The following is a 23,305-nucleotide window of genomic DNA, read 5'->3' on the forward strand; positions in this document are numbered from 1 at the left end:
TCCGGTCCATTGTCGTGCTACTCCAGGGCGATTTCCGCCGCGCGTTTCATGTAGCCCCCCATGCCGTCCGGCACGATCTCGATCAGCTTGACCTCGGACGGCGTGATGTCGACCACCTCGCCGTAGTTCTGGCCCATGTGCTCGCCGCGCTTGACCCGGTGGACCACGCCTTCCGGGTCCCGGATCAGGGCGTACACGGTGCCGCCGCTGACCAGCGTGCCCTTCATGTCGAGGCTGTCCAGGGGGAACTGTTCCAGCGGCTCTCGGGGCCGGTCGCGGTCGGGGCTGATGCCCGTGGCGGCGCGTTGCTCTTCCTCTTCCCGGCTCCGGGGCGCGGGCGCGAACGGCTCGCGCCGGCCGGCAGGCCGGTAGGTGTAGGGCTCGTAGGACTTGATCTCGGGGATCGGCTTGATATCCGAGGAGCGACGCGACTTCACCTCCTCGACGTACTGCCGCAGGTCGGACATGTCGCCCCCGCCGCAGCCGGCGAGCAGGGCCGCGAGCGCGGCCGCGATCGCGAAACGGGTCCGGCTCATCGGTCGTCCTCCCCGCCGTCGAGATAGCGGTAGGTGTTCGCGACCACGCTCATGCGCAGTTCCGAGCCCTCGCCCTTGATCGGCTGGATACTGACCTCCTCGAGGGTCACGATCCGCGGCAGTGCCGCGACGCCCGACACGAAGGTACCCAGCTCGTGGTACGTGCCGGTGACCTCGAGGTCGTTGGGCAGTACCGCGTAGAAGTCGCGGCGGATCTCGGGCCGCGGCTTGAACAGGTTCTCTTCCAGGCCGCTGGCCAGCCGCGTCTGGGAGATGTCGTTGAGCAGCTTGGGCACTTCGGTCTGGCTCGGGAGCTGGCGCAACAGCTCGCCGAAGCGCTTTTCCATCTCGGCGAGCTGCGCCTTGTAGGCGTCGAGGTTGGCGACCTTCTTCTGCTTGGTCTCGAATTCGCTGCGCAGCTCCCGCTCCTGGCGCTGGACGCGGGCCAGGTCATCCTTCTTGGGCAGCACGAGGTACCAGGTGCCGGCGCCCACGATCGCCAGGCAGACGATGGCGATGGCGCCGGCGTAGGCCCATCGCGGCCAGCTACCGATGTTGTTCTGGTCGAGCGAGCGCAGCTCGTCGATGAATTCGTTCAGGGTCATGAGCGGTCACCCCCGCCGCCGTTGCCGGCGTCCGCGTCGCCGTTCGCGGTTTCCCCGGGCTTGGGCGCCACCGTCTTGAAGGTGAGCGTGAACTCGGCGAAGCGTCCGCGATCCTGGTCCACGCTCTTGATCACCACCAGCCGCGGGTCGTCGAACCAGGGCGAGTCGTCGATGTTGACCATGTAGGCCGACACGCGGCCGTTGGATTCGGCGATGCCGTTGACCGTGGTGGTGTCGCCGTCCTGCTTGAGCGACGTGAGATGCACGCCCTCCGGCAGGGTCTCCACGATCTGGTCGAAGTAGTGCACGACCTGGGACCGCGACTGCTGCAGTTCCTCGATGATGCGCATGCGCGTGATCAGGTTGTCGCGCACCTTCTCCAGCTCCCGGATCTCCTTGATCTGCTTGTCGATCTCGGCGATCTCCTGTTTCAGGAACCGGTTGCGCTTGTTCTGGTGCTCGATGGCGCTGTCGTAGCCGTACCAGACCAGCAGGACCAGCCCCAGGCTGGCCGCGGCGGCGGCGCCCAGGGCGGTCAGGAAGCGTTTCTTCCGGGCCTCGCGACGGGCCTCGCGCCAGTCCAGCAGGTTGATGGTGATCATGGCGGACATGACGGCGGCCTCAGTGGAACGCGCGTAGCGCGAGTCCGGTGGCGACCATCAGGGCGGGCGCCTCTGCCTCGACGCGGTTGCGCCGCGCGGCGTTCGAGGCGCGCATCCCGGCAAGCGGGTTGCCGATGGCCACGGGGATGTCCAGGGTGTGCTCGACCAGCTTGTCGATATCCGGCACCAGGGCCGTGCCGCCGGTGAGCAGCACGCGGTCGACGCTGTCGTGCTGGGTCGAGGCGGAGAAGAAGAATTGCAGCGAGCGGTCGATCTGCTGCGCGATCTGGTCCGCGAACATCGGCAGGGTGGTCTCCAGGAAGTCCTTGTCCAGTTCGCCGGCGCGCAGCTTGGCCAACGCCTCGTCGGCCGACTCCAGCCCGTAGTGGCGCTGGATGTCGTCGACGAGCTGGCGGCCGCCGAAGGCCTGCTCGCGGGCGTAGACCGTTTCCATGTCGTGCAGGACGTTCATGACCGTGTTGTTCGCGCCCACGTCCACCACCGCCACCGTGCGGCCCATGCCTTCGTCCGGCATCTGCGGCGCCAGGAGCTGGCAGGCGTTCTGCAGGGCGTAGCCCTCGACGTCGACCACCCGGACCTGCACGCCGGCGCTCTCCAGGGCCGCAAGGCGCATCTCCACGGTGTCGCGGCGGCAGGCGGCCAGCAGGACACGGTTCATGTCCGGGTCCTGTTCGTTGGGGCCCAGGACCTGGAAGTCCAGGCTGACTTCCTCGATCGGGTAGGGGATGTACTGGTCGGCCTCGAAGCCGATCTGCTGCTCGATCTCGTCCTCGGAGAGGGTGGCGGGCATGTCGATGATCTTGCTGATCACCGCGGAGCCGGAGACCGCCACGGCGGCCTGGCGCAGGCGGGTGCCGGAGCGCTGCACCGCGCGCGTGACGGCCTGGCCCACCAGCTCGGGCTCGGCCACCTGGTTGTCCGCGATCGCGCCCGCCGGCAGGTTCTCGCTGGCGTAGGCCTCGATCTGGTAACGGCCGGGTTCGCCCGAGAGCGCGAGCAGCTTTACGCGCGTGGAACTGATGTCCAGTGCCATCAATTCCCGCGACTCGCGACCGAAGAACCTGTCGATAATCCCCATGTGCCTCCCCGCGTGCCTTCGCACGGCCTGGCCCCACTATATCCTACATTCTGCGCATGCGACTCAAGGTTATTCGGCCAAGCAATTGATAATCCGGGATATTGCCGGCTTCCCCCAGGGTCGCACCTTCGCAGAAGTTATCGACCGGGGCAAGCATCGGGTTAAGCCTGCACGCCGCGGGCAAGCCCGGTATCATGGCGCGCTTGTCCCGGTCGGCGCCGGAGCCGCCCGCCGCGACGCCTCAATTCTCGCCGAGATAACGCCATGAAAGGCTTGCCACGCGCCGTCAAGATACTGCTCGCGCTGTTCGCGGCGATGACCGTCGCGGCCGTCCTGGCCGCGGCCGCGGTCGGCGTGGCCTACCTGTATTTCGGGCCGCAATTGCCGGAAGCGGGGGAGATCGGCGAGACCAAGCTCAACGAGCCGATGCGCATCTACAGCGCCGACGGCCGCCTGCTCGCCGAATTCGGCACCGAGCGCCGGCTGCCGCGCACTTTCGACGAGATCCCGCGCCAGTTGGTGCAGGCGTTCCTGGCGGCCGAGGACGATCGTTTCTACGAACATCCGGGCGTGGATTACCAGGGGTTGCTGCGCGCGGCCTGGCACCTGGCGATCACGGGCGAGAAGAGCCAGGGCGGCAGCACCATCACCATGCAGCTCGCGCGCAATCTGTACCTGACGCGCGAGCGCACCTACACGCGCAAGATCAAGGAGATATTCCTGGCCCTGCGGATGGAGGCGAAGCTCTCCAAGCAGGAGATCCTGGAGCTTTACCTGAACAAGATCTATCTCGGCAACCGCGCCTACGGCGTGGGCGCCGCGGCGGAGGTCTACTATGACAAGCCGCTGGCGGCGTTGACCCTGAGCGAGTGCGCGACCATCGCCGGCCTGCCCAAGGCGCCGTCGCACTACAATCCGGCGGAGAACCCCGAGCGCGCCCGCTCGCGCCGCGACTACGTGCTGGGCCGCATGCTCGCCCAGGGCATGATCGACGAAGCCGCCCACGAACGCGCCCTGGGCGAGCCGGTCGAGGTTGCCGCGGCACGGACCGACGAGCGCTACTCCGCGGACTATGTCGCGGAGATGGTGCGCCAGGAGATGATCGAGCGCTTCGGCGAGGCCGCCTACACCGACGGCTACGAAGTGGTCACCACCATCGACAGCGAACGCCAGCGGGCCGCGAACCGCGCCCTGCGCCGGGCGCTGTTGGCCTACGACCGGCGCCACGGGTGGCGCGGGGCCGAGGCGCGCCTGGCGGGCGCGGACCTGGGCGACGCCGAGGCCATGGACCGGGCCCTGGCCGACCGCCCGGATGCCGGCGGCCTGGTGCCGGCGGCGGTCCTGGACGTGGGCGCCGATCGCGTGGCGCTGCATACCGAAAGTCACGGCACCGTGACCCTGAAGCCGGAAGACATCGCCTGGCTGGGCGAGGAGAGCGAGGCGACGAAGCCGGCCGACCTGGTGGCCCGCGGCGACGTCGTGCGCCTGGCCTACACCGGGGACGAGGCCTCGCCCTGGGTCCTGGCCCAGATACCGGCGGTGCAGGGCGCGCTGGTGGCGGTGGATCCGGCCGACGGCGCGGTGACCTCCCTGGTCGGCGGTTTCGATTACGGCCTGAGCAAATTCAACCGGGTTACACAGGCACGCCGCCAGCCGGGCTCGGCGTTCAAGCCGTTCCTGTACTCGGCGGGGTTGGAAAACGGCTTCACCCCGGCCAGCGTGATCAATGACGCCCCGGTGGTGTTCGACGACCCCAACCTGGACGAGGCCTGGCGGCCGGAGAACTACAGCGGCCGCATCCACGGTCCGACGCGGCTGCGGCAGGCGCTGGTGCACTCGCGCAACCTCGTGTCCATCCGGCTGCTGCGGTCGGTGGGCATTCAGACCGCCATCGACCACATCAGCAGCCGCTTCGGCCTGCCGGCCGATCGCATGCCACGGGACCTGTCCCTGTCGCTGGGCAGCGCCATCTTCACGCCCATGGAGATGGCGCGCGGCTACGCGGTCTTCGCCAACGGCGGTTTCCGCGTCGAGCCGTATTTCATCGCCGAGATCCGTGACAGCCGGGGCGAGGTGCTCTACGAGGCGGAACCGGTGACCGTGTGCCGCGAGGATTGCGAGGCGATGACGGCGCCCCGGGCGCCGCGTAGCGCCGACGCCGCCAACATCTACCTCATGGACAGCATGATGCACGATGTCATCCGCCGCGGTACCGGCCGCCGGGCGATGTCGCTGGGGCGCAAGGACCTGGCGGGCAAGACCGGCACCACCAACGAACAGCGCGACGCCTGGTTCACCGGCTACAATCATGCCCTGGTGGCGGTGAGTTGGGTCGGTTTCGACAAGCTGGAACCGCTGGGCGCGGGCGAAACCGGCGCGCAGGCGGCGCTGCCGATGTGGGTCGACTTCATGGGCGCCGCGCTGCAGGGCGTGCCCGAGAAGGAATTGCCGCGGCCGGCGGGGCTGGTGACGGTGCGCATCGATCCCGAGACCGGCGAGCTGGCCGGCGGCGGCGACGCCATATTCGAGACCTTCCGCGCCGAGAACGTGCCGGAGGACCGCGCCCGCTCCGGTAACGGCAACGACGGTACGGACGCCAACGGCGACGGCGGGGGCGCGGTCGAGCAGTTGTTCTGAGTTGCCGCGCCGGCGGGGGATGCGTGCCCCGAATCACCAATCACGAATCACCGATCACCGCCAAAACCATGGCCAACGGCAAACGCGCAGCGGCACAACGCAGCCTCCTCGCCCAGACGGCGGCGCAGCTCATGCACGAGCAGGGCATCCGCGATTTTCGTCTGGCCAAGGAGAAGGCGGCCGCGCGTTTGGGCATCGACGTCCGGCGCGGTCCGCTGCCGCGCAACACCGAGATCGAGGCCGCCCTGGTCGAGTACCAGCGGTTGTTCGGCGGCGAGCGCCACGACGCCGCCCTGGAGACCTTGCGCCGCGCGGCCCTGGACGCGATGCGCATGCTGGCGGACTTCCGTCCCCGGCTGGTCGGGGACGTGCTCAGCGGCGTGGCCACCGAGCACAGCGACGTGCAGTTGCATGTCTTCGCCGAGCACTCCGAGTCCTTCGATCTCTTCCTGCAGTCGCAGGGTGTGCCCTTCGACCTGACCGAGCGGCGTTTCCGCTACGGCCGCGGCGAGTACCGCCATTATCCGGCGTTCCGGTTCGCGGCGGGAGAAGTCGGCTTCGAGGCGGTGGTGTTCCCGCTCGCCGAGATCCGCCGGGCCCCGGACAGCCTGGTGGACGGGGCGCCCATGGCACGTGCCAAGCCCGCCGAGGTAGAGCGATTGTTGGCCGGCGATGACGACTGATACCGCGCCGCGGCGCTGGCCGATCGTGTTCACGGTGCTGATGGGCACCGTATCGGTGGTGCTGACCACCAACGTCGTCAATGTCGCCATCCCGTCGATCATGGCCGACTTCGGGATGAGCCAGATCCAGGCGCAGTGGCTGTCCACCGGCTTCCTGGCCTCGGTGACGGCAACCATGCTCGCCAGCGCCCGCCTGGTCGAGCGGCTGGGGCAGCGGCGGACCTTCGTGCTGGCCTTGCTGGTGTTCGTGGCGGCGTCGCTGCTGGCGGCGGCGAGCTGGAACGGACCGGTGATGATCCTGGCGCGGGTGCTCCAGGGTGCGGTCGCGGGCGTCATGCAGCCGCTGGCGCTGGTGGTGATTTTCCAGGTGTTCCCGGACGACCAGCGCGGCAAGGCCATCGGCCTCTACGGCATGGGCGTGGTGATGGCGCCGGCGATCGGTCCCGCCTTCGGCGGTTTCCTGATCGACCTGTTCGGCTGGCGCTCGGTCTACCTGGCGGCGCTGCCGTTCTGTCTGGTCGGGCTGTTGGGGGCGCGCCGGCACATGCCGGACCGCCGCGCGGATGCGCCGGCCCGGTTCGACTGGCCGGGCCTGGTGCTGCTCTCGGCCGGCCTGGCGGCGCTGTTGTCCGGCATCTCGGCGGTCGCGTCCGACGCGGGTCGCGCCCTGCCGCAGGCGGGCGCGGGCGTGATCTTGCTGACACTGTTCCTGCTGCGGCAGCGGCGGGCGCGGCACCCGCTGGTGGCGCTGACCGTGTTCCGGCACCCCACCTTCGTGCTGGCCTCGCTGCTCGGGTTGATCTACGGCATGGGGCTGTTCGCCACCACCTATCTGCTGCCGTTGCTGGTCCAGGGTGTCCAGGGGCTGTCGCCGACCGCGACCGGCCTGGTGCTGATGCCGGCGGGGCTGGTCCTGGCCATGATCTTCCCGGTGTCGGGCCGGCTCAGCGACATCTGGCCCGCCCACCGCCTGATTCCGGTGGGGCTCGCGATCTTCGCCGTCGCCCTGTTCGGATTGTCGGCCACCGGGCCGGGCACCGGCTTCTGGGCCCTGGCGGGCTGGATTCTGATCGGCCGGGTGGGGCTGGGCCTGACCCTGCCCGCCCTCAACCTGGACGCGCTGCGCGGCCTGCCGGACCGCCTCATGCAGCAGGGCTCCGGGGTGATCAATTTCGCGCGCCAGCTCGGCGGCGCGCTCGGGGTCAACCTGTTCGCGCTGCTGCTGGAGATGCGCGTGGCCGACCACCTGGCGGCCGGTGGCGACGCCCCGTTCGAGCTGCACCGCTTCTACGAAGCCGGCGCCGAGGCCGCGCGCGCCTCCGGCGCCGCGCTCCGGGCATTGACGCGGGGCTTCTCCGATACTTTCATTGTTCTGGGACTATTATTCGTGGCCGCGCTGATTCCGGCGGTGGCGATGGGAGTGTGTCGTGGAAAGATTCGAAAAGATCCTGCTGGCGTACGACGGTAGCGAGCAGGGACGGGTGGCGCTGCGCCGGGCCCGCCCGCTCATCGGCGGCGAGGAGGAGATTCATCTTCTGGCGGTGGTGCCGCTGACGAGCGCGGTGGCCGCGGCGGAAGGTTTCTATACCGAGGCCATGTACGAGGCCGAGCGCGAGCGGGTGCAGGCGGTGCTGGACGAGGGCGTGCGCCTGCTCGAAAGCCGTGGCATCCACGCCGAGGGGCATCTGCGCGCCGGCCAGCCGGCCCACCAGATCAGCGAGCTGGCCAAGCATCTGGGCGTGGACCTGGTGGTGGTGGGCCACCACCGGCGTGGCCCGCTACAGCGCTGGTGGCAGGGCTCGGTGGGCGCCTCGCTGCTCGACCGCCTGGACTGCAGCCTGCTTGTGGCCCAGGAGGCGGAAAAAGAAGAGTGAACCACAGAGACACAGAGGACACAAAGTTTTTATTTCTTTCTGTGCACCCTCTGTGCTCTTTGTGTCTCTGTGGTTTTAATTTCTTAAGCCCTGTGCCTCTGTGCCTCTGTGGTTAGTTCCTCTTCTTCTTACCGCTTGTCGATCGGCGCGTAGTCCCGCTTGGGGCTGCCGGTGTAGATCTGGCGCGGGCGGCCGATGCGCATGCCCGGGTCATTCTGCATCTCGCACCAGTGCGCGGCCCAGCCCACGGTGCGGGCGATGGCGAACATCGGCGTGAACATGTTCACCGGGATGCCCAGGGCCTGGTAGATGATGCCCGAGTAGAAGTCGACGTTCGGGTAGAGCTTGCGCTCCTTGAAGTAGTCGTCCTCCAGGGCGATGCGCTCCAGCTCCATCGCCAGCTCGAACAGCGGGTGGTTCTCCATGCCCATGTGCTCCAGCACCTGGTGGCAGTAGCCCCGGATGATGGTGGCGCGCGGGTCGAAGTTCTTGTAGACGCGATGCCCGAAGCCCATCAGGCGGAACGGGTCGTTCTTGTCCTTGGCCTTCTCGATGAACTTCGGTACCTGGGAGACGTCGCCGATCTGGTTGAGCATGGTCAGCACCGCCTCGTTGGCGCCGCCGTGCGCCGGCCCCCAGAGCGCGGCGATGCCGGAGGCGATCGCGGCGTACGGGTTGCAGCCGGTGGAGCCGGCCAGGCGCACCGTGGAGGTGGAGGCGTTCTGCTCGTGGTCGGCGTGCAGGATGAACAGCACGTCCAGGGCCTTGGCCGCGATCGGGTCCACCTCGTAGCGCTCGGCCGGCACCGCGAACAGCATCCGCAGGAAGTTGGACGTGTAGTCCAGGTCGTTGCTGGGATACATCTTCGGCTGGCCCACGGAATGCTTGTAGGCGGCCGCCGCGATGGTCGGCATCTTGGCGATCATGCGGCGCGCGAAGATCTCGCGGTGCTCGGGATCGCGGATGTCGGTGGTGTCGTGGTAGAAGGCCGACAGCGAGCCCACGATGCCGGTCAGCATGGCCATCGGGTGGGCGTCGTAGTGGAAGCCGTCGAAGAACTTGGTCAGCGACTCGTTCAGCATCGTGTGCCGGGTGATCGCGTTGACGAACTCGTCGAGCTGGCCCTGGTCGGGCAGCTCGCCGTAGAGCAGCAGGTAGGCGACCTCCAGGAAGCTGGACTTCTCCGCGAGCTGGTCGACGGGATAGCCGCGGTAGAGCAGGACGCCGTTGGCGCCGTCGATGTAGGTGATCCTGGACTCGCAGCTGCAGGTCGCGGTGAAGGCGGGATCGTACGTGAATACGTCCATCTCGCCGTTGAGCTTGCGGATGTCCAGCCCGGGGGTCCCCAGGGTGCCCTCCACGACCGGCAATTCGCTGGTGCGGCCCGATTCCGGGTCGGTGAGCGTGAATGCCTTGTTCGCCATAACGTCTTCTCCGGTTTTGGGTCTCGCGGTCCGGAGGCCGGCTAGGTCTTGCCGACGTCCACCGCGGGTTGCGGATAATGCTTGGGATAGCCCGTGCGGGCGACGCCGGTGGTGACCGCGGCCTGGGCCACCGCCGGCGGAATGAAATCGATCAGCCTCGGGTCGAAGGGGCTCGGAATGATGTAGTCGGGGCCGAAGGCCATGTGCTTCTTGTCGTGGGCCTCCAGCACGGTTGCCGGCACCGGCTCTCGGGCCAGGGCCCGCAGCGCCTCGGCGGCGGCGATGTGCATCGCCGTGTTGATGCGGCGCGCGCGCACGTCCAGGGCGCCCCGGAAGATGAAGGGGAAGCCCAGCACGTTGTTGATCTGGTTGGGGTAGTCGCTGCGCCCGGTGGCCATGATCAGGTCGTCGCGCACCGACCGGGCCGCCTCCGGCGCGATCTCCGGGTTCGGGTTGGACAGCGCGAACACCACCGGCCGGGGCGGCATGGCCGCGATCATCTCGGGGCTGACGGTGTCCGGACCCGACAGCCCGATGAACACGTCCGCCACCGACATCGCGTCCATCAGGGTGGACAGGTCGCTGGCGGTCGCGAAGCGCGCCTTGGTGGGCGTCAGGTCCTCGCGCTCGGCGCGGATCACGCCCTTGCGGTCCACCATGTAGACGTTCTCCAGCTTCGCCCCCATCTCCAACAGGAGGTTCATGGAGGCGACGCCGGCCGCGCCCGCGCCCAGGCAGACGATCTTCGCGTCCGCCAGGTCCTTACCCTGCAGCTCCAGGGCGTTGCGCAGGCCGGCGGCCACGATGATGGCGGTGCCGTGCTGGTCGTCGTGGAACACCGGGATGTCGAGGCGCTCGATCAGCTTCGATTCGATCTCGAAGCAGTGCGGCGCGGCGATGTCCTCGAGGTTGATGCCGCCGAAGGTGGGCGCGATGCGGGCCACGGTGTCGATGAACTCGTCCGGGTCCGAGGCGTCGACCTCGATGTCGAAGACGTTGACGTCGGCGAACTTCTTGAACAGGACCGCCTTGCCCTCCATCACCGGCTTGCTGGCCAGGGCGCCGGTGTTGCCGAGCCCCAGCACCGCCGTGCCGTTGGTGATCACCGCCACCAGGTTGCCCTTGGAGGTGTAGCGGAAGGCGTCCTCGGGGTCCGCCTGGATCGCCTTCACCGGCTCGGCGACGCCCGGCGTATACGCCAGCGACAGCTCCTCGTAGGTGGTGAAGGGCTTGGTGACCGAGATCGCCAGCTTCCCCGGCTGGGGCTTGGCGTGATAATCCAGCGCTTCCTGCTTGCGTACGTACTCGGCCATGCGATTGCTGTCACCGTTCGGGGGCGTTGCGGCGGAGCCGGCGGAAATTCGGGAGGGCCGCGTCGCGGACGCGACCAAGGCGGCGCATTATACCCGTCGCCCCCCGCGGCGCGCCAGAACCTAAAACGATCGTGTTGGCAACACCCTTTCGGGGACTGCGGCGGTCGCGGCCTTATTCGACGTATTTCAGCGGGCGGCCGGCCCGGATCTGCCCGTCCGGGTAGTCCTGGTTGAGCAGCCGGAGCTGGGCGGCGGCGTCCTCGCCCAGCGGCGAGGACGCCGCCAGGCCGGCATAGGTTTCGCCCGCGCGGGCCGGACGTACGCGGATGCGCCACGGCCGGGCCTTGTCGGCCTCCCGGGCGGTCAGGCGGTGGAAACTGGTGACGGTGTCGCGGAAGTCCGTCGCCCAGCCCGCGGGACCGTCGCCTTCCTCGGCGCGGCTTTGGAAGATGTAGGCGCGATCGTCCAGATACACGACGCCCAGGCGCACGATGCGGTCCGAGAACATCCCCTGCGGCACCAGGGCGGTGTAGGCGGTGAGGCCGTGGGACTCGAAGCTGCGCTCGTTGCGCGGGTTCTCCACGCCCAGGCGTTGCCGGACGAATTCGGCAGGCGGTACCCGCTTGTTCAGATCGGTGGCGCCGATCTGGATCACGGCGACGCCTTCCGGGGCGTACAGCAGGACGGCGCTGGGCCGGTTCTCCAGGCGCCAGCCCTCGGGATAGTCGAAGGCGAAGCCCAGCTCCGGATGGTAGAAGCTGCCGTTGCGCGGGATGCCCTCGTGGGCGGAGTGGCCGTAGACCAGACCGTCGATCTTCTCCAGGAAGGTCTCGCGGCCGACGCGCGGGTCGCCCGCCGGGGCGAGGCCGCGGGCGGCGGCCACGACCTCCTGCAGCCGGGTGTCGTTGCGGGGGTGGCTGGCGAACACGCCGTGGTAGGTGTTGATTTCGCGGCCCTGGGCCTTGGCGCGTGCCTGGGCGTACTCCTGCTGGTACTTGAGGATTTCCAGGACCTCCAGCATCGCCTCGTGGTCGTAACCGGCGCGGGCCAGGTATTCGGCGCCCAGGCGGTCCGCCTCCAGCTCCAGGTCGCGGCCGTAGCCGGCCACCGCCGCGCTGCCGAGAACGTTGGTCAGGTCGGCCGCGGCGCCGCTGCCCGTGGTGCCGGCGACCACGGTCGCCAGGATCTGCGACAGCGTGGCGTTGCGGTGCTGGCGTACCGCGTGGCGCGCGGTCACATGCCCCAGCTCGTGGGCCAGGACCGCCGCCAGCTCGGCCTCCGAGTCCATGTAGCCGAGCAAGCCGCGGTAGATGTAGATGTAGCCGCCGGGCAGGGCGAAGGCGTTGACCTGCGGGCTGTCGATCAGGAAGAAGCGGTAGATCAGCTCGGGCCGGTCGGACTGGGCGGCCACCCGCTCGCCGACCGCCTGCACGTAGTCCTGCAGCGCCCGGTCGTCGTACAGCCGCTCCACGGACAGGATCTGCTGGTGGAATTGCCGGCCGAGGGCCAGCTCCTCCTCCTCCGACATGAGCACCAGTTCGCGCTCGCCGGTGGCCGGGTTGACCGCGCAGGCGGTCGTCAACGCGGCCGCGACCAGGACGGCTAGCCAGGCGACAAACCGAATGTAGGGGGCGCGTGTCATGGTTCGATCTTAAACCGCTTGGGCCGGTCAAGAATACGATCCACAGATTACGCAGATGAGGTAAATTAAGGGGACGGTATACTTAATTCATAAAAATTAAGTATACCGTCCCCTTAATTCGCAGATGGACGCAGATTGATAATTGGAGTGAGCGGACGGTTTGCCGTCCCCTTGATGGGCCGTGCGATGCGCCAGTGCTTGATCACCGCTATCCGTGTAATCAGTGTAATCCGTGGATCGCTTCCAGCTTGTTCAGTCCTCGCGCTCGGCGAGTACGTCCGCGACGCCGCCGGTCCCGTCGGCGATCACGGTCACGGCCATCGGCTGGCAGCAGACGCTGCAGTCCTCGATATAGCGCTGGTCGCCGGCGGAGGGATCGGCCAGAAGCACGATGGGCTCGCCGCAGTAGGGGCAGGCGACGGTGTGCTCTTCCAGGTCCATGGCGGCGCGGGCCTATGCGGCCTCGGGCAGCAGGTCGGCCAGGAGGGTGTCCAGATAGAGCCGGCCGCGTTCGGTGCAGGCCATGTGCCCGTCGGTCAGGCGCAGCAGGTCCGGGTGGCGTCGCGCCAGGTCATCCAGCTCCGCCGCGGGCAGGCCGGTGCGGGCCGCATAGTCCGCCACGGCGAAGCCGGCGTCCAGGCGCAGCGCGTTCATCAGGAACTCGAAACGGCGGTCGGTGGCGTCGGGGCGGCGTTCCTCGGCGATCGCATCGGGTCCGCCGGCCGCGGCCATGTAGCGGTTGGGCAGGTGTCGTTTCGCCCGGCGCAATACGTTGCCCGCGGTATCCGTGAGCTTGCCATGGGCGCCGGCACCGATCCCCAGGTAGTCCCCATAGGTCCAGTAGTTGCGGTTGTGGCGGCAGGTCCGGTCCGGCCGGGCCCAGGCGGAGACCTCGTAGCGGCGGTAGCCCGCCGCGGTCAGGCGCCGCTCGGCGTCCGCGTGCATGGTCCAGGCGGTGTCGTGGTTCGGCACCGGCGGCGGCCGATGGTGGAAGGGCGTGCCGGGCTCCAGGGTGAGCTGGTAGTGGGAGATATGCTCGGGCGCCAGCGCGATCAGGGCGTCGAGATCGCGGGCCGCGCCCGCCGGGTCCTGGTCCGGCAGGGCGTACATCAGGTCCAGGTTGATGTTGTCGAAGCCCGCCGCGCGGGCCGTCGCCACGGCCGCCCGCGCCTGGCCGGCGTCGTGGATGCGGCCGAGCCGGCGCAGCATGGCGTCGTCGAGGCTCTGAACGCCCAGCGACAGGCGATTGATGCCGGCCTCGCGGAAGCCGGCGAAGCGGGCCGCCTCCACCGTGCCGGGGTTGGCCTCCATGGTGATCTCGCAGTCCGCGGTCAGCGGCAGGCGCTCGCGCACGCCCTCCAGAATGCGCCGGATCGAGCCGGGCTCGAACAGGCTGGGGGTGCCGCCGCCGAAGAATATGCTGGTCAGTTCGCGGCCCCGCGCCAGCGGCAGGTCGTGATCCAGATCGCGCAGCAGGGCGTCCACATAGGCATCCTCCGGCAGCGCGCCCGGCGCCGTGTGCGAATTGAAGTCGCAGTAGGGGCACTTGCGCACGCACCAGGGCAGGTGGACGTACAGGGCGAGAGGGATGTCGAACCGCATGGCATGGTTCCCGAGGCTAACGCCGGACTTCAAACTAACCACAGAGGCACAGAGGACACAGAGCGGGAAGCAATGAATACATCAAGATACAAAAAGTTCAAAGATCGAGAAATGAAGACACAAAAAAGTGTGACTCTGTAGTGGTTCCAATCCTCAACAGCTCTTCATGCTCTGTGTGCTCTGTGCCTCTGTGGTTAGTCTTCTTATCTGCGTGAGTCGCATCAGCAGTGCCTGCATCGCCTGGCCGCGGTGGCTGATGGCGTTCTTGCGCCCCGGCGGGAGCTCGGCGGCGCTGGCGTTCTCCGCCGGAACCCAGAACAGCGGGTCGTAGCCGAAGCCGCCCTCGCCGCGCGGTGCGGTCAGCACGCGGCCGTGCCAGTCGCCCTGGCAGACCATCGGCGCGGGATCGGCGGCATGGCGCACGAACACCACCGTGCTGTGGAAATGGGAGCCGCGCCGTTCCTCCGGCAGGCCGGCGAGGGCGTCCAGGAGCTTGGCGTTGTTGGCGGCGTCGCCGCCGTCGCCGGCGTACCGCGCCGAATGGATGCCGGGCGCGCCGTCGAGCGCGTCCACGCACAACCCGGAGTCGTCCGCGATCGCGGGCAGGCCGGCATGGGCGGCGGCGTGGAAGGCCTTGAGCAGGGCGTTCTCGACGAAGGTGGCGCCGGTCTCCTCGGCGCCGGGGATGTCGAAGTCGCCTTGCGAAAGCACCTCGATGCCCAGCTCCGCCAACATCGCCCGCAATTCTTCCAGCTTGCCGCGATTGCCCGATGCCAGAATGATTTTGTTCATGAATAAACCACAGAGTCACAGAGGACACAGAGAGGAATGATGCACAAGGGTTTTAAGAGTTCAAAAACCCATCAGAAAAAACATGGAAATCTTGGCTTTCTGCCTTTTGCTCCTGTGAATCGGTTTGCTCTGTGTCCTCTGTGCCTCTGTGGTTAGCCTTCTTCCAGGGCGTTTCTCTGGGCCTTGATCAGTTCGCCGATGCCGTTTTCCGCGAGGGTCAGCATGGCGTCCAGCTCGCCGCGCCGGAAGGCGTGGCCCTCGGCGGTGCCCTGGACCTCGATGAAGTGGCCGGCCTCGTTCATCACCACGTTCATGTCGGTCTCGGCCTCGGAGTCCTCGGCATAATCCAGGTCCAGCACCGGCTCGCCGCGGTAGATGCCGACCGAGACGGCCGCGATCTGGCCGTGCACCGGGTCGCGCTTGAGTTCGCCGCGGCGTTTCAGGGTGCGCATGGCATCGGCGAGGGCGACGTAGCCGCCGGTGATGGCGGCGGTGCGGGTGCCGCCGTCGGCCTGGATCACGTCGCAGTCGATGGTGACCGTGCGCGGCCCCAGGGCCCGGAGGTCCATCACCGCGCGCAGGCTGCGGCCGATCAGGCGCTGGATCTCCACGGTGCGGCCGCCCTGCTTGCCGCGCGCCGCCTCGCGCGCGCCGCGGGTGCCGGTGGCGCGCGGCAGCATGCCGTATTCGGCCGTGAGCCAGCCCTGCTCGGCGCCGCGCAGCCAGGGCGGTACGCGGTTCTCGACGCTGGCGGTACAGATCACGCGGGTGTCGCCGAAGCCGATCAGGACCGAGCCCTCGGCATGCTTGGTGAAACCGCGTCGGATGTCGATGTCGCGGAGTGCCGCGGGGTCGCGGCCGCTGGGACGTAGACTCAAGGGGGGTTCCTGGAGGTCGCCAAATGGGCGCGGAGTATAGCAAGCACGGGGCCCGCGGGCCCCGCCGGCTATGCCATAATCGCCCGCCTACCCACCCCGCCCGACGACAGGGACGCAGGCCTATGATCCGCAGCATGACCGGTTTCGCGCGCACCGAGGCCACCGGCGACTGGGGCGAGCTGAGCTGGGAGCTGCGCGCGGTGAACCACCGTTATCTGGATGTGCACCTGCGCCTGCCGGACGAGCTGCGTTCCCTGGAGCCGAGCCTGCGCCAGCGTCTGTCGCGCCGGCTGGGGCGGGGCAAGGTGGAGTGCACGCTGCGGCTGCGGGCGGCGGAATCGGACAAGGCCCTGGCGATCGACGAGGAGCGCCTGGCCGCGGTTGTCGCGGCGTCGCGTCGGGTGGCCGAGGCGGCACCGGAGGCGGCCGCGCCCGACCCGCTGCGCCTGCTGCAGTGGCCGGGCGTGCTCCAGGAGAATGTTCCCGACCTGGAGGCGGGCGCCGGCGCCGCCCTGGACGCCTTCGACCGGGCGCTGGCCGAGCTCGCCGCCATGCGCGAGGCCGAGGGTGACCGCATCGAGACCTTCCTGCGGGAGCGGTCCGCCCTGGTCGCGGACCTCGCCGAAACCGTGCGCGAGCGGCTGCCGGCGGTCCGTGAAGCTTGGCGCGAGAAGCTGATGGCGCGGCTCGCCGAGATCGACGCACCGGCCGAGGGCGGGCGCCTGGAGCAGGAGGCGGTGATCGTGGCCCAGCGCCTGGACGTGGACGAGGAGCTATCGCGGCTGGACAGCCACGTGCAGGCCCTGGAGAAGGCGCTGGCCATGGACGAGCCGGTCGGGCGCCGGCTGGATTTCCTGATGCAGGAGTTCAACCGCGAGGCCAACACCCTCACCTCGAAATCGCAGGATGCCGAGGTCACCCGTTGCGGCGTGGAGATGAAGGTGTTGATCGAACAGATGCGCGAGCAGGTCCAGAACGTCGAGTAGCGCATGGGTGGGCAGCGGACAGAACGAGGCCGGCTATTCGTGGTGTCGGCGCCCTCCGGGGCCGGCAAGACGAGCCTGACCCGGGCCGCCATCGATCGGCTCGCCACGCGCGGACGTTCGGCGCGGTTCTCGGTGTCCTACACGACCCGCGCCCCGCGCGTGGGGGAGCGTGACGGGATCGATTACCATTTCGTCGACGACGCCGAGTTCCGGCGCCTGATCGAGGCCGGCGAGTTCCTGGAGCATGCGCGGGTCTTCGACCGGCGCTACGGTACCGGCCGCGGCGAGACCGAACGGCTGCTGGCCGCCGGCCATGACGTGATCCTGGATATCGACTGGCAGGGCGCCCAGCAGGTCCGGGAAGCGAGCGATCAGGTGGTGAGCGTGTTCATCATGCCGCCGTCGCTGGCCGAGCTGGAGCGCCGGCTGCGCGAACGCGCGCTCGACGATGAGGCCGACATCGAGCGCCGCCTGGCGGAGGCCGAGGAGGAGATCGCCCACTCCGGCGAATTCGACCACATCGTGGTCAACGACCGGTTCGAGGATGCCCTGGCCGAGCTGGAGTCGATCTTGGCCGGTGAGGGTGGTATGGCGCCGGCCGATTGACTACAATGAGACCTCCGCATAACTACTGCGCTCGGCATCTTGGCCGCCGGCGGTGCTCGGAATGCTCATGTACTAGCACGTACACTGCGCTTCCTGCGCTCCGAGGCGACCAACCTGCCTTCGCTCGCTACGTTATGCAGAGGTCTCTACATGCCGATACAGAGTAACCGCTGAAATGGCCCGAGTAACCGTTGAGGACTGCCTGGAGAATCTGGGCAACCAGTTCGAGTTGACCATGGTCGCCGCCAAGCGCGCGCGCCAACTCGCGCGCGGCGCGAACGCCGCGCTGCCGTGGGAGGACGACAAGAGCACGGTCATGGCCCTGCGGGAGATCGCCGACGGCTACGTGGGCGCCGATATCCTGGACGAGGCCGACCTGCCGCCGATCCCCACCGGTCAGGAGACCCCGCAGCCGCCGGCCGAGGAGCTGGCCGAGGAAGGTGGCGAGGCGTCCGCGGAGGAGAAGTCGGCGCCCAAGGCCGAGTGAGCACGCGCTGAAGCGCGGGTCCCCTGTATCGGGTTGCATGCTTCGCGCAAGCGGGCGTCCCGGCCTGAGCGGGAATCGGCGCCTGCCGGACGTGGTCTGTAGAAAACGCCGCGCGATGCGCGGCGTTTTTCGTTGGAGCGGCATGCGCGGGCCGATGCTCGTCGCAGGTGCGTGTGACAGCCGCACGAAACATGAGACACGAAACACCCGAACGCCATAGTGACGCCGGCGCCCTGCGGCAGTAACCTGATCGGATGGTCCTGTCGTCCGGCATAAACCGTCTCAACACGGCGTTGCGCACGTCGCGGGTGTCGCGCGCCTACGGTATCGAGACGCTGGTCAAGCACCTGGAGAGTTACCTGCCGGACGACCGGATCGCGGCCGTGCGTCGGGCCTACGATTACGGTGAGCGCCTGCACCGCGGCCAGTTCCGCAAGACCGGCGAGCCCTATATCTATCACCCGCTGGCGGTGGCCCGGATCCTGGCCGAGATGCGGCTGGACGCCACCACCCTGATCGCCGCCATCCTGCACGACGTCATCGAGGACACGGATACCGCGCGCGACGAGATCGCCGCGGAGTTCGGCAACGAGGTGGCGGACCTGGTGGACGGTGTGTCCAAGCTGGACAAGGCCCAGTTCCGGTCGCGCGCCGAGGCGCAGGCGGAGAATTTCCGCAAGCTGATGCTGGCCATGACCCGCGATATCCGGGTGATCCTGGTCAAGCTCGCGGACCGGCTGCACAACATGCGCACGCTGGATGCCATGAAGCCGGTGCAGCGTCGTCGGGTGGCCCGCGAGACCCTGGATATCTATGCCCCCATCGCGCGGCGGCTGGGTATCAACCGCCTGCGCAGCGAGCTCGAGGAGTTGGGTTTCCAGCACCTGTACCCGAAGCGATATGACGTGCTCAAGCGTGCCTCGCGCAGCGTCACCGGCGACCGCAAGTCGCTGGTGCGCGAGATCGAGGAGACCCTGGCCAAGGCCCTGGCCGCCGAGGGCATCGGCGCGGTCGTGGTCGGCCGGCGCAAGAATCTCTACAGCATCTACCGCAAGATGCGCAGCAAGCACCGGCGGTTCCTGGACGTGTTCGACCTGTACGGCTTCCGGGTGATCGTCGACGAGGTCGACCAGTGCTACCGCGCCCTGGGGATCGTGCACCACTGCTACCGGCCGATCACCGAGCATTTCAACGATTTCATCGCGAATCCCAAGCTCAATGGCTACCAGTCCCTGCACACCACGCTGATGGCCCGCGGCGGGGTCAAGTTCGAGGTCCAGATCCGCACCCGCGATATGCACCAGATCGCGGAGAGCGGCATCGCCGCCCATTGGCAGTACAAGCTCGGCGACGACCGGGACGGCGTGGGCATGAACCCCTCCGAGGCCAGCGAGTGGCTGGGCCGGCTGATGGAGTACGGCGGCGACACCGATTCGCAGCGGTTCCTGGATCACGTGCGGCTGGACCTGTTCCCGGACGAGGTCTACGTGTTCACCCCCAAGGGCGAGATCATCCGGTTGCCCAAGGGGGCGACCTGCGTGGACTTCGCCTACGCGGTGCACACGGAGTTGGGCAACCACTGTGTCGCGGCCCGCGTGGACGGGCATCTGGCGCCGCTCAACAGTCAGCTGATCTCGGGCGAGATGGTGGAAGTGATCACCGCCAAACACGCCCGGCCCAACGCCGCCTGGCTGCATTTCCTGCGTACCGCCAAGGCGCGTGCCGGGGTTCGCAATTACCTGAAGAATCAACGCGAGGACAAGGCCGAGCGCCTGGGCGAGCGTCTGCTGGACAAGGCCCTGCGCGATATCGGCCTGTCCCTGCGCAAGCTCAGCCGCAGCGACATCGATCACGCCCTGGCCGAGATGGAGGAGCGGGACCTGCGCACCCTGTTCTGCAACATCGGCCTGGGCAAACGGCTGGCGCCGCTGGTGGCGCGCCATTTCCTGGCGCCGTCGGCCGCCCCCGAGCAACGCCGCAAGGGCGAGCCGCTGGCGGTGGAAGGCACCGAGGGGCTGGTGGTGGAATTCGCCAAGTGCTGCCATCCGTTGCCGGGCGACGCCATCCACGGCCTGGTCAGCGTCGGGCGCGGCCTGGTGGTGCATCGCTTCGGCTGCAAGTACAGCGCCAAGAAGGGGCAGCCCTCGGACCGGGTCGAGCTGACCTGGTCGGAGGGTGTCACCGGCGAATTCCCGGTGGAATTGCGGGTGCACGCACGCAACGAGCGCGGCGTGCTGGCGCGGCTGACCAGCAAGATCACCGAGGCCGACTGCAATATCGAGAACGTGTCGTTCTCGGAGCGCGGCGGCTCGATCACGACCATGCGGTTCCTGATTACGGTCACCGACCGCCGGCACCTCGCCCGCGTGATCCGGCGGCTCCGACGGCTGACCGCGGTGGAGCGCGTGACCCGTTCGTGACCCGCGCCGGCCGGTGCGGGCGAGGACCAACCAGAGCGAGAAGAGCATCCATGACGCGAGAGATCCTGTACACCGAGTCCGCCCCGGCCGCGATCGGCCCCTATTCCCAGGGCGTGAAGGTCGGCGACACCCTGTACCTGTCCGGCCAGATTCCGCTCGATCCGGCGACCCAGGACCTGGTCGCGGGCGACATCGCCGACCAGGTGCGGCGGGTGTTCGACAACCTCGCGGCGGTGGCGGAAGCCGGCGGCGCGCGCCTGACGGACGCGGTCAAGGTCCACTTCTATCTCACCGACATCGGCGATTTCGCGGCGGTCAACGAGGTGATGGCCGAGTACTTCAGCGAGCCGTACCCGGCCCGCGCCGCGGTCGGCGTGGCGGCCCTGCCCAAGGGAGCCCAGGTGGAGGCCGACGCGATCCTGGTGATCGATTGAGTAACTCAACCACAGAGACACAGAGAACACAGAGCCTGAATGCGATCAAGTGAGTAAGCACGGAAGCATCGGGTGTCTTGACGTTCAGCACAGACAGCGCATCTTGGCCGTAATGCATTCATGCCGGCTGTATCTCTGTGTTCTCTGTGCCTCTGTGGTTAGTATCAGGCCACTAAGAGGATGAACGCCGACGATCCAGTCGTTTCGCTGGAGGGCATCGGCCCGGCGCTGGCGGACAAGCTCGCCGGCCTCGGCGTCGAGCGCGTGGCGGATCTGCTCTGGCACCGGCCGCTGCGCTACGAGGATCGTACGCGGGTCGCCTCGCTGGCCTCGCTGCGGCCGGGGCTACACGCCCTGATCGTGGCCCGTATCGAGCACGCCGAGATCCGTCACGGCCGCCGCCGCAGCCTGCTGGTCTCGCTGACCGACGGCAGCGGGCGTTTGCGTCTGCGTTTCTTCCATTTCGGGGATCGCCAGGTGCGGGCGTTGCAGGCGGGCGGTTGGGTGCGCGCCTTCGGCGAGGCCCGGGCCGGGCCGCAGGGCCTGGAGATGGTCCACCCCGAGTACCGCGTGGTCGCGGACCGCGGCGCCGGCGAGCGGGTCGCGCCCACGCTCACGCCGGTCTACCCCGCCACCCAGGGTCTGACGCAGGCGCGGTTGCGCCATCTCGTGGGGCAGGTCCTGGCGATGCTGGAGCGGCCCGGCTTCCTGCCCGATCCGCTGCCGGCGGAGATCCGCGACGACCGCGGCCTGCCGGACCTGCACGAGGCCCTGCGCACGATTCACGCGCCGCCGCCGGAGGCCGATCCCGCGGCCCTGGCCGCGGGCACCCATCCCGCCGTCCGGCGCCTGGCATTCGAGGAATTGGTGGCCCACCAGGCCAGTCTGCGCGCGCGCCGCCGCGCCCTGCAGGCGCTGCAAGCCCCGCCCCTGCGGCCGGACGGCGGTCTGCTGCGCCGCTTCCACGCCGGTCTCGGATTCGAACCCACGGCTGCCCAGCGGCGGGTGATCGGCGAGATCCTGGCGGACCTGGCGCACGGCCGGCCAATGCTGCGGCTGGTTCAGGGCGACGTCGGCTCGGGCAAGACCGTGGTCGCCGCGGCCGCGGCGGTGACCGCCGCCGAGGCCGGCTGGCAGACGGCGTTCATGGCACCGACCGAGCTGCTGGCGGAACAGCATTACGCCAGTCTCTCGGCCTGGCTGGCGCCGCTGGGCGTGCCGGTATGGCTGGTCACGGGGCGCCGGGGCGACGCCGAGGCCGCCGCCGCCATGGCCGGCGGCGAGCCAGGCGTGGCCGTGGGCACCCATGCGCTGTTCCAGGAGGGCGCCGGCTTCGGCCGGCTCGGCCTGACGGTGATCGACGAGCAGCACCGTTTCGGGGTGCACCAGCGGTTGGCCCTGCGCGACAAGGGCACCGGCGACGCGGGCATGCCCCACCAGTTGATCATGACCGCCACGCCGATTCCCCGGACCCTGGCGATGAGCGCCTATGCCGATCTGGATACCTCGGTGATCGACGAGCTGCCGCCGGGACGCACCCCCGTGACCACCGTGGCGGTGCCGGACTCGCGTCGCGGCGAGGTGGTGGATCGGATCGCCGCGGCCTGCGCCGCCGGCCGCCAGGCCTACTGGGTCTGCACCCTGATCGAGGAATCCGAGTCCCTGGCGGCGCGGGCCGCCGAGGCCACGGCCGAGGAGCTGGCCCAGGCGCTGCCGGCGGCCCAGGTCGGCCTGGCCCACGGCCGCATGAAGGCGGACGCCAAGGAGCGGGCCATGCGCGCGTTCAAGGAAGGGCGGATCGACCTGCTGGTGGCGACCACGGTGATCGAGGTCGGCGTGGACGTACCCAACGCCTCGCTGATGGTGATCGAGAACGCCGAACGCCTGGGACTGGCGCAACTGCACCAACTGCGCGGTCGCGTGGGGCGCGGCGACGTCGAGAGCCACTGCGTGCTGCTGTACCAGCCGCCCCTGGGCGAGATCGCCCGCCGGCGGTTGGCGGTGCTGCGCGAGACCGCCGACGGCTTCGAGATCGCACGCGAGGACCTGAAGCTGCGCGGGCCCGGCGAGGTGCTGGGCCGTCGGCAGTCGGGCGCCGTGGCGTTCCGGGTGGCGGACCTGTTGCGCGACGCGGACCTGGCGCCGGCCGCACAGGCCGCCGCCGACCGCCTGCTGACCGCGCATCCCGAGGTCGTCGACACGCTAGCCGCACGCTGGCTGGGCGCGGACCGGCGGTACGCGGATGCGTAGTGCCCCGGCATCGGATCGTCGAGTGAGAAACGAACCTTGGCGGGTGTTTCAGGAAGAAATAATCCGCAGATCACGCCGATGTACGCAGATTAAATAAAAAGCAATCCCAGCCAATCTGCGTCAATCGGCGTCCATCTGCGGATAAAAACAAGAGTTCTGAACCAGCACGGCGCCAGCCGCGAAGCGCCCCGATGCCCGATACGCCGAGCCAAGGACGAGTCTTGGCGGGCGGTTCCTGGAAGAAATCATCCGCAGATCACGCCGATGTACGCGGATTGAAGAGTAGCGCCACGCAATCTGCGTCAATCAGCGTTTATCTGCGGATAAAACAATCGCCCCAACCCGGCACGGCGTCAACCGCGAAGCGCCCCGGCGCCCGGCGCGCCGAACGCGAAACTCGAAACCGCGCGGCGCAAGGCCGTGCCGAACAATCCG

The 23,305-nt window shown here is 68.6% G+C and carries 21 protein-coding genes; 10 read left to right on the plus strand and 11 right to left on the minus strand.

Features of this window, described 5'->3' with window-relative positions:
• Nucleotides 1-17 precede the first annotated feature (17 nt).
• The 4 genes from PC39_RS01205 to PC39_RS01220 are packed head-to-tail and all read right to left on the minus strand — an operon-like array spanning nucleotide 18 to nucleotide 2,842.
• On the minus strand, nucleotides 18-536 hold the full coding sequence (locus PC39_RS01205; protein ID WP_353251532.1) for a pilus assembly protein PilP: 519 nt from the start codon (nucleotides 534-536) through the stop codon (nucleotides 18-20).
• Nucleotides 533-1,141, minus strand: coding sequence for a type IV pilus inner membrane component PilO (locus PC39_RS01210; protein WP_353251533.1), 609 nt, complete (start codon nucleotides 1,139-1,141; stop codon nucleotides 533-535). Before PC39_RS01210 ends, PC39_RS01205 begins: the two co-directional genes overlap by 4 nt.
• Nucleotides 1,138-1,752 (minus strand): PilN domain-containing protein, encoded by a 615-nt coding sequence (locus tag PC39_RS01215; protein ID WP_353251534.1) that lies wholly within the window; start codon nucleotides 1,750-1,752, stop codon nucleotides 1,138-1,140. Before PC39_RS01215 ends, PC39_RS01210 begins: the two co-directional genes overlap by 4 nt.
• A 10-nt stretch (nucleotides 1,753-1,762) precedes the next feature.
• On the minus strand, nucleotides 1,763-2,842 hold the full coding sequence (locus PC39_RS01220; RefSeq protein ID WP_353251535.1) for a pilus assembly protein PilM: 1,080 nt from the start codon (nucleotides 2,840-2,842) through the stop codon (nucleotides 1,763-1,765).
• A gap of 264 nt (nucleotides 2,843-3,106) precedes the next feature.
• On the opposite strand from PC39_RS01220, the gene PC39_RS01225 reads away from it, so the two are divergent.
• The 4 genes from PC39_RS01225 to PC39_RS01240 all read left to right on the plus strand — a co-directional run bounded on the left by PC39_RS01225 (nucleotide 3,107) and on the right by PC39_RS01240 (nucleotide 8,036).
• A complete protein-coding gene (locus PC39_RS01225; RefSeq protein WP_353251536.1) occupies nucleotides 3,107-5,479 on the plus strand; it encodes a penicillin-binding protein 1A in 2,373 nt (790 codons plus the stop codon).
• 68 nt (nucleotides 5,480-5,547) lie between these two features.
• On the plus strand, nucleotides 5,548-6,162 hold the full coding sequence (locus PC39_RS01230) for a hypothetical protein (protein WP_353251537.1): 615 nt from the start codon (nucleotides 5,548-5,550) through the stop codon (nucleotides 6,160-6,162).
• The gene (locus tag PC39_RS01235; protein WP_353251538.1) at nucleotides 6,152-7,630 is read left to right on the plus strand and encodes a DHA2 family efflux MFS transporter permease subunit; all 1,479 of its coding nucleotides are present in this window, start codon (nucleotides 6,152-6,154) and stop codon (nucleotides 7,628-7,630) included. Before PC39_RS01230 ends, PC39_RS01235 begins: the two co-directional genes overlap by 11 nt.
• Nucleotides 7,590-8,036 (plus strand): universal stress protein, encoded by a 447-nt coding sequence (locus PC39_RS01240; RefSeq protein ID WP_353251539.1) that lies wholly within the window; start codon nucleotides 7,590-7,592, stop codon nucleotides 8,034-8,036. Before PC39_RS01235 ends, PC39_RS01240 begins: the two co-directional genes overlap by 41 nt.
• A 128-nt stretch (nucleotides 8,037-8,164) precedes the next feature.
• Here PC39_RS01240 and PC39_RS01245 read toward each other — a convergent pair whose 3' ends face one another.
• The 7 genes from PC39_RS01245 to rph all read right to left on the minus strand — a co-directional run bounded on the left by PC39_RS01245 (nucleotide 8,165) and on the right by rph (nucleotide 15,687).
• Nucleotides 8,165-9,460 (minus strand): citrate synthase, encoded by a 1,296-nt coding sequence (locus PC39_RS01245; protein WP_353251540.1) that lies wholly within the window; start codon nucleotides 9,458-9,460, stop codon nucleotides 8,165-8,167.
• 41 nt (nucleotides 9,461-9,501) lie between these two features.
• Complete coding sequence (locus PC39_RS01250) at nucleotides 9,502-10,773, minus strand: malic enzyme-like NAD(P)-binding protein (protein ID WP_353251541.1); 1,272 nt, start codon at nucleotides 10,771-10,773, stop codon at nucleotides 9,502-9,504.
• A gap of 172 nt (nucleotides 10,774-10,945) precedes the next feature.
• Complete coding sequence (locus PC39_RS01255) at nucleotides 10,946-12,415, minus strand: M48 family metalloprotease (RefSeq protein WP_353251542.1); 1,470 nt, start codon at nucleotides 12,413-12,415, stop codon at nucleotides 10,946-10,948.
• Nucleotides 12,416-12,667: 252 nt separating this feature from the next.
• Nucleotides 12,668-12,856, minus strand: coding sequence for a CPXCG motif-containing cysteine-rich protein (locus PC39_RS01260; protein ID WP_353251543.1), 189 nt, complete (start codon nucleotides 12,854-12,856; stop codon nucleotides 12,668-12,670).
• A 12-nt stretch (nucleotides 12,857-12,868) separates the two neighbouring features.
• Nucleotides 12,869-14,017 carry a radical SAM family heme chaperone HemW gene (gene hemW / locus PC39_RS01265; protein WP_353251544.1) on the minus strand — a complete coding sequence of 383 codons (1,149 nt, stop codon included), beginning with the start codon at nucleotides 14,015-14,017 and terminating at the stop codon, nucleotides 12,869-12,871.
• Nucleotides 14,018-14,170: 153 nt separating this feature from the next.
• A complete protein-coding gene (gene rdgB / locus PC39_RS01270; protein ID WP_353251545.1) occupies nucleotides 14,171-14,809 on the minus strand; it encodes an RdgB/HAM1 family non-canonical purine NTP pyrophosphatase in 639 nt (212 codons plus the stop codon).
• Nucleotides 14,810-14,961: 152 nt separating this feature from the next.
• Entirely contained in the window at nucleotides 14,962-15,687 is a 726-nt protein-coding gene (rph, locus tag PC39_RS01275; protein WP_353251546.1) for a ribonuclease PH, read from the minus strand.
• A 122-nt stretch (nucleotides 15,688-15,809) separates the two neighbouring features.
• Between rph and PC39_RS01280 the strand changes: the two genes are divergently transcribed.
• From PC39_RS01280 to recG, 6 genes are all read left to right on the plus strand, one after another.
• Nucleotides 15,810-16,673, plus strand: coding sequence for a YicC/YloC family endoribonuclease (locus PC39_RS01280; protein ID WP_353251547.1), 864 nt, complete (start codon nucleotides 15,810-15,812; stop codon nucleotides 16,671-16,673).
• 3 nt (nucleotides 16,674-16,676) lie between these two features.
• Nucleotides 16,677-17,279 carry a guanylate kinase gene (gmk, locus tag PC39_RS01285; protein ID WP_353251548.1) on the plus strand — a complete coding sequence of 201 codons (603 nt, stop codon included), beginning with the start codon at nucleotides 16,677-16,679 and terminating at the stop codon, nucleotides 17,277-17,279.
• A gap of 175 nt (nucleotides 17,280-17,454) precedes the next feature.
• Nucleotides 17,455-17,766: a DNA-directed RNA polymerase subunit omega gene (rpoZ, locus tag PC39_RS01290; RefSeq protein WP_353251549.1), complete on the plus strand. Its 312-nt coding sequence runs from the start codon at nucleotides 17,455-17,457 to the stop codon at nucleotides 17,764-17,766.
• A gap of 254 nt (nucleotides 17,767-18,020) precedes the next feature.
• Nucleotides 18,021-20,186, plus strand: a complete 2,166-nt coding sequence (locus PC39_RS01295; protein ID WP_353251550.1) for a RelA/SpoT family protein — start codon at nucleotides 18,021-18,023, stop codon at nucleotides 20,184-20,186.
• Nucleotides 20,187-20,236: 50 nt separating this feature from the next.
• A complete protein-coding gene (locus PC39_RS01300; RefSeq protein WP_353251551.1) occupies nucleotides 20,237-20,620 on the plus strand; it encodes a RidA family protein in 384 nt (127 codons plus the stop codon).
• A 180-nt stretch (nucleotides 20,621-20,800) separates the two neighbouring features.
• Nucleotides 20,801-22,870 carry an ATP-dependent DNA helicase RecG gene (gene recG, locus PC39_RS01305; RefSeq protein WP_353251552.1) on the plus strand — a complete coding sequence of 690 codons (2,070 nt, stop codon included), beginning with the start codon at nucleotides 20,801-20,803 and terminating at the stop codon, nucleotides 22,868-22,870.
• The last annotated feature ends 435 nt before the right edge of the window (nucleotides 22,871-23,305 follow it).

It is taken from the genome of Salinisphaera sp. PC39, from assembly GCF_040361335.1.
Classification (GTDB): Bacteria; Pseudomonadota; Gammaproteobacteria; order Nevskiales; family Salinisphaeraceae; genus APNM01.

Coding starts and splice junctions, on each gene's coding strand:
- PC39_RS01205 (WP_353251532.1), bottom strand. CDS start 536: ATGAGCCGGACCCGTTTCGCGATCGCGGCCGCGCTCGCGGCCCTGCTC.
- PC39_RS01210 (WP_353251533.1), bottom strand. CDS start 1,141: ATGACCCTGAACGAATTCATCGACGAGCTGCGCTCGCTCGACCAGAAC.
- PC39_RS01215 (WP_353251534.1), bottom strand. CDS start 1,752: ATGTCCGCCATGATCACCATCAACCTGCTGGACTGGCGCGAGGCCCGT.
- PC39_RS01220 (WP_353251535.1), bottom strand. CDS start 2,842: ATGGGGATTATCGACAGGTTCTTCGGTCGCGAGTCGCGGGAATTGATG.
- PC39_RS01225 (WP_353251536.1), top strand. CDS start 3,107: ATGAAAGGCTTGCCACGCGCCGTCAAGATACTGCTCGCGCTGTTCGCG.
- PC39_RS01230 (WP_353251537.1), top strand. CDS start 5,548: ATGGCCAACGGCAAACGCGCAGCGGCACAACGCAGCCTCCTCGCCCAG.
- PC39_RS01235 (WP_353251538.1), top strand. CDS start 6,152: ATGACGACTGATACCGCGCCGCGGCGCTGGCCGATCGTGTTCACGGTG.
- PC39_RS01245 (WP_353251540.1), bottom strand. CDS start 9,460: ATGGCGAACAAGGCATTCACGCTCACCGACCCGGAATCGGGCCGCACC.
- PC39_RS01250 (WP_353251541.1), bottom strand. CDS start 10,773: ATGGCCGAGTACGTACGCAAGCAGGAAGCGCTGGATTATCACGCCAAG.
- PC39_RS01255 (WP_353251542.1), bottom strand. CDS start 12,415: ATGACACGCGCCCCCTACATTCGGTTTGTCGCCTGGCTAGCCGTCCTG.
- PC39_RS01260 (WP_353251543.1), bottom strand. CDS start 12,856: ATGGACCTGGAAGAGCACACCGTCGCCTGCCCCTACTGCGGCGAGCCC.
- hemW (WP_353251544.1), bottom strand. CDS start 14,017: ATGCGGTTCGACATCCCTCTCGCCCTGTACGTCCACCTGCCCTGGTGC.
- rdgB (WP_353251545.1), bottom strand. CDS start 14,809: ATGAACAAAATCATTCTGGCATCGGGCAATCGCGGCAAGCTGGAAGAA.
- PC39_RS01280 (WP_353251547.1), top strand. CDS start 15,810: ATGATCCGCAGCATGACCGGTTTCGCGCGCACCGAGGCCACCGGCGAC.
- gmk (WP_353251548.1), top strand. CDS start 16,677: ATGGGTGGGCAGCGGACAGAACGAGGCCGGCTATTCGTGGTGTCGGCG.
- rpoZ (WP_353251549.1), top strand. CDS start 17,455: ATGGCCCGAGTAACCGTTGAGGACTGCCTGGAGAATCTGGGCAACCAG.
- PC39_RS01295 (WP_353251550.1), top strand. CDS start 18,021: ATGGTCCTGTCGTCCGGCATAAACCGTCTCAACACGGCGTTGCGCACG.
- PC39_RS01300 (WP_353251551.1), top strand. CDS start 20,237: ATGACGCGAGAGATCCTGTACACCGAGTCCGCCCCGGCCGCGATCGGC.
- recG (WP_353251552.1), top strand. CDS start 20,801: ATGAACGCCGACGATCCAGTCGTTTCGCTGGAGGGCATCGGCCCGGCG.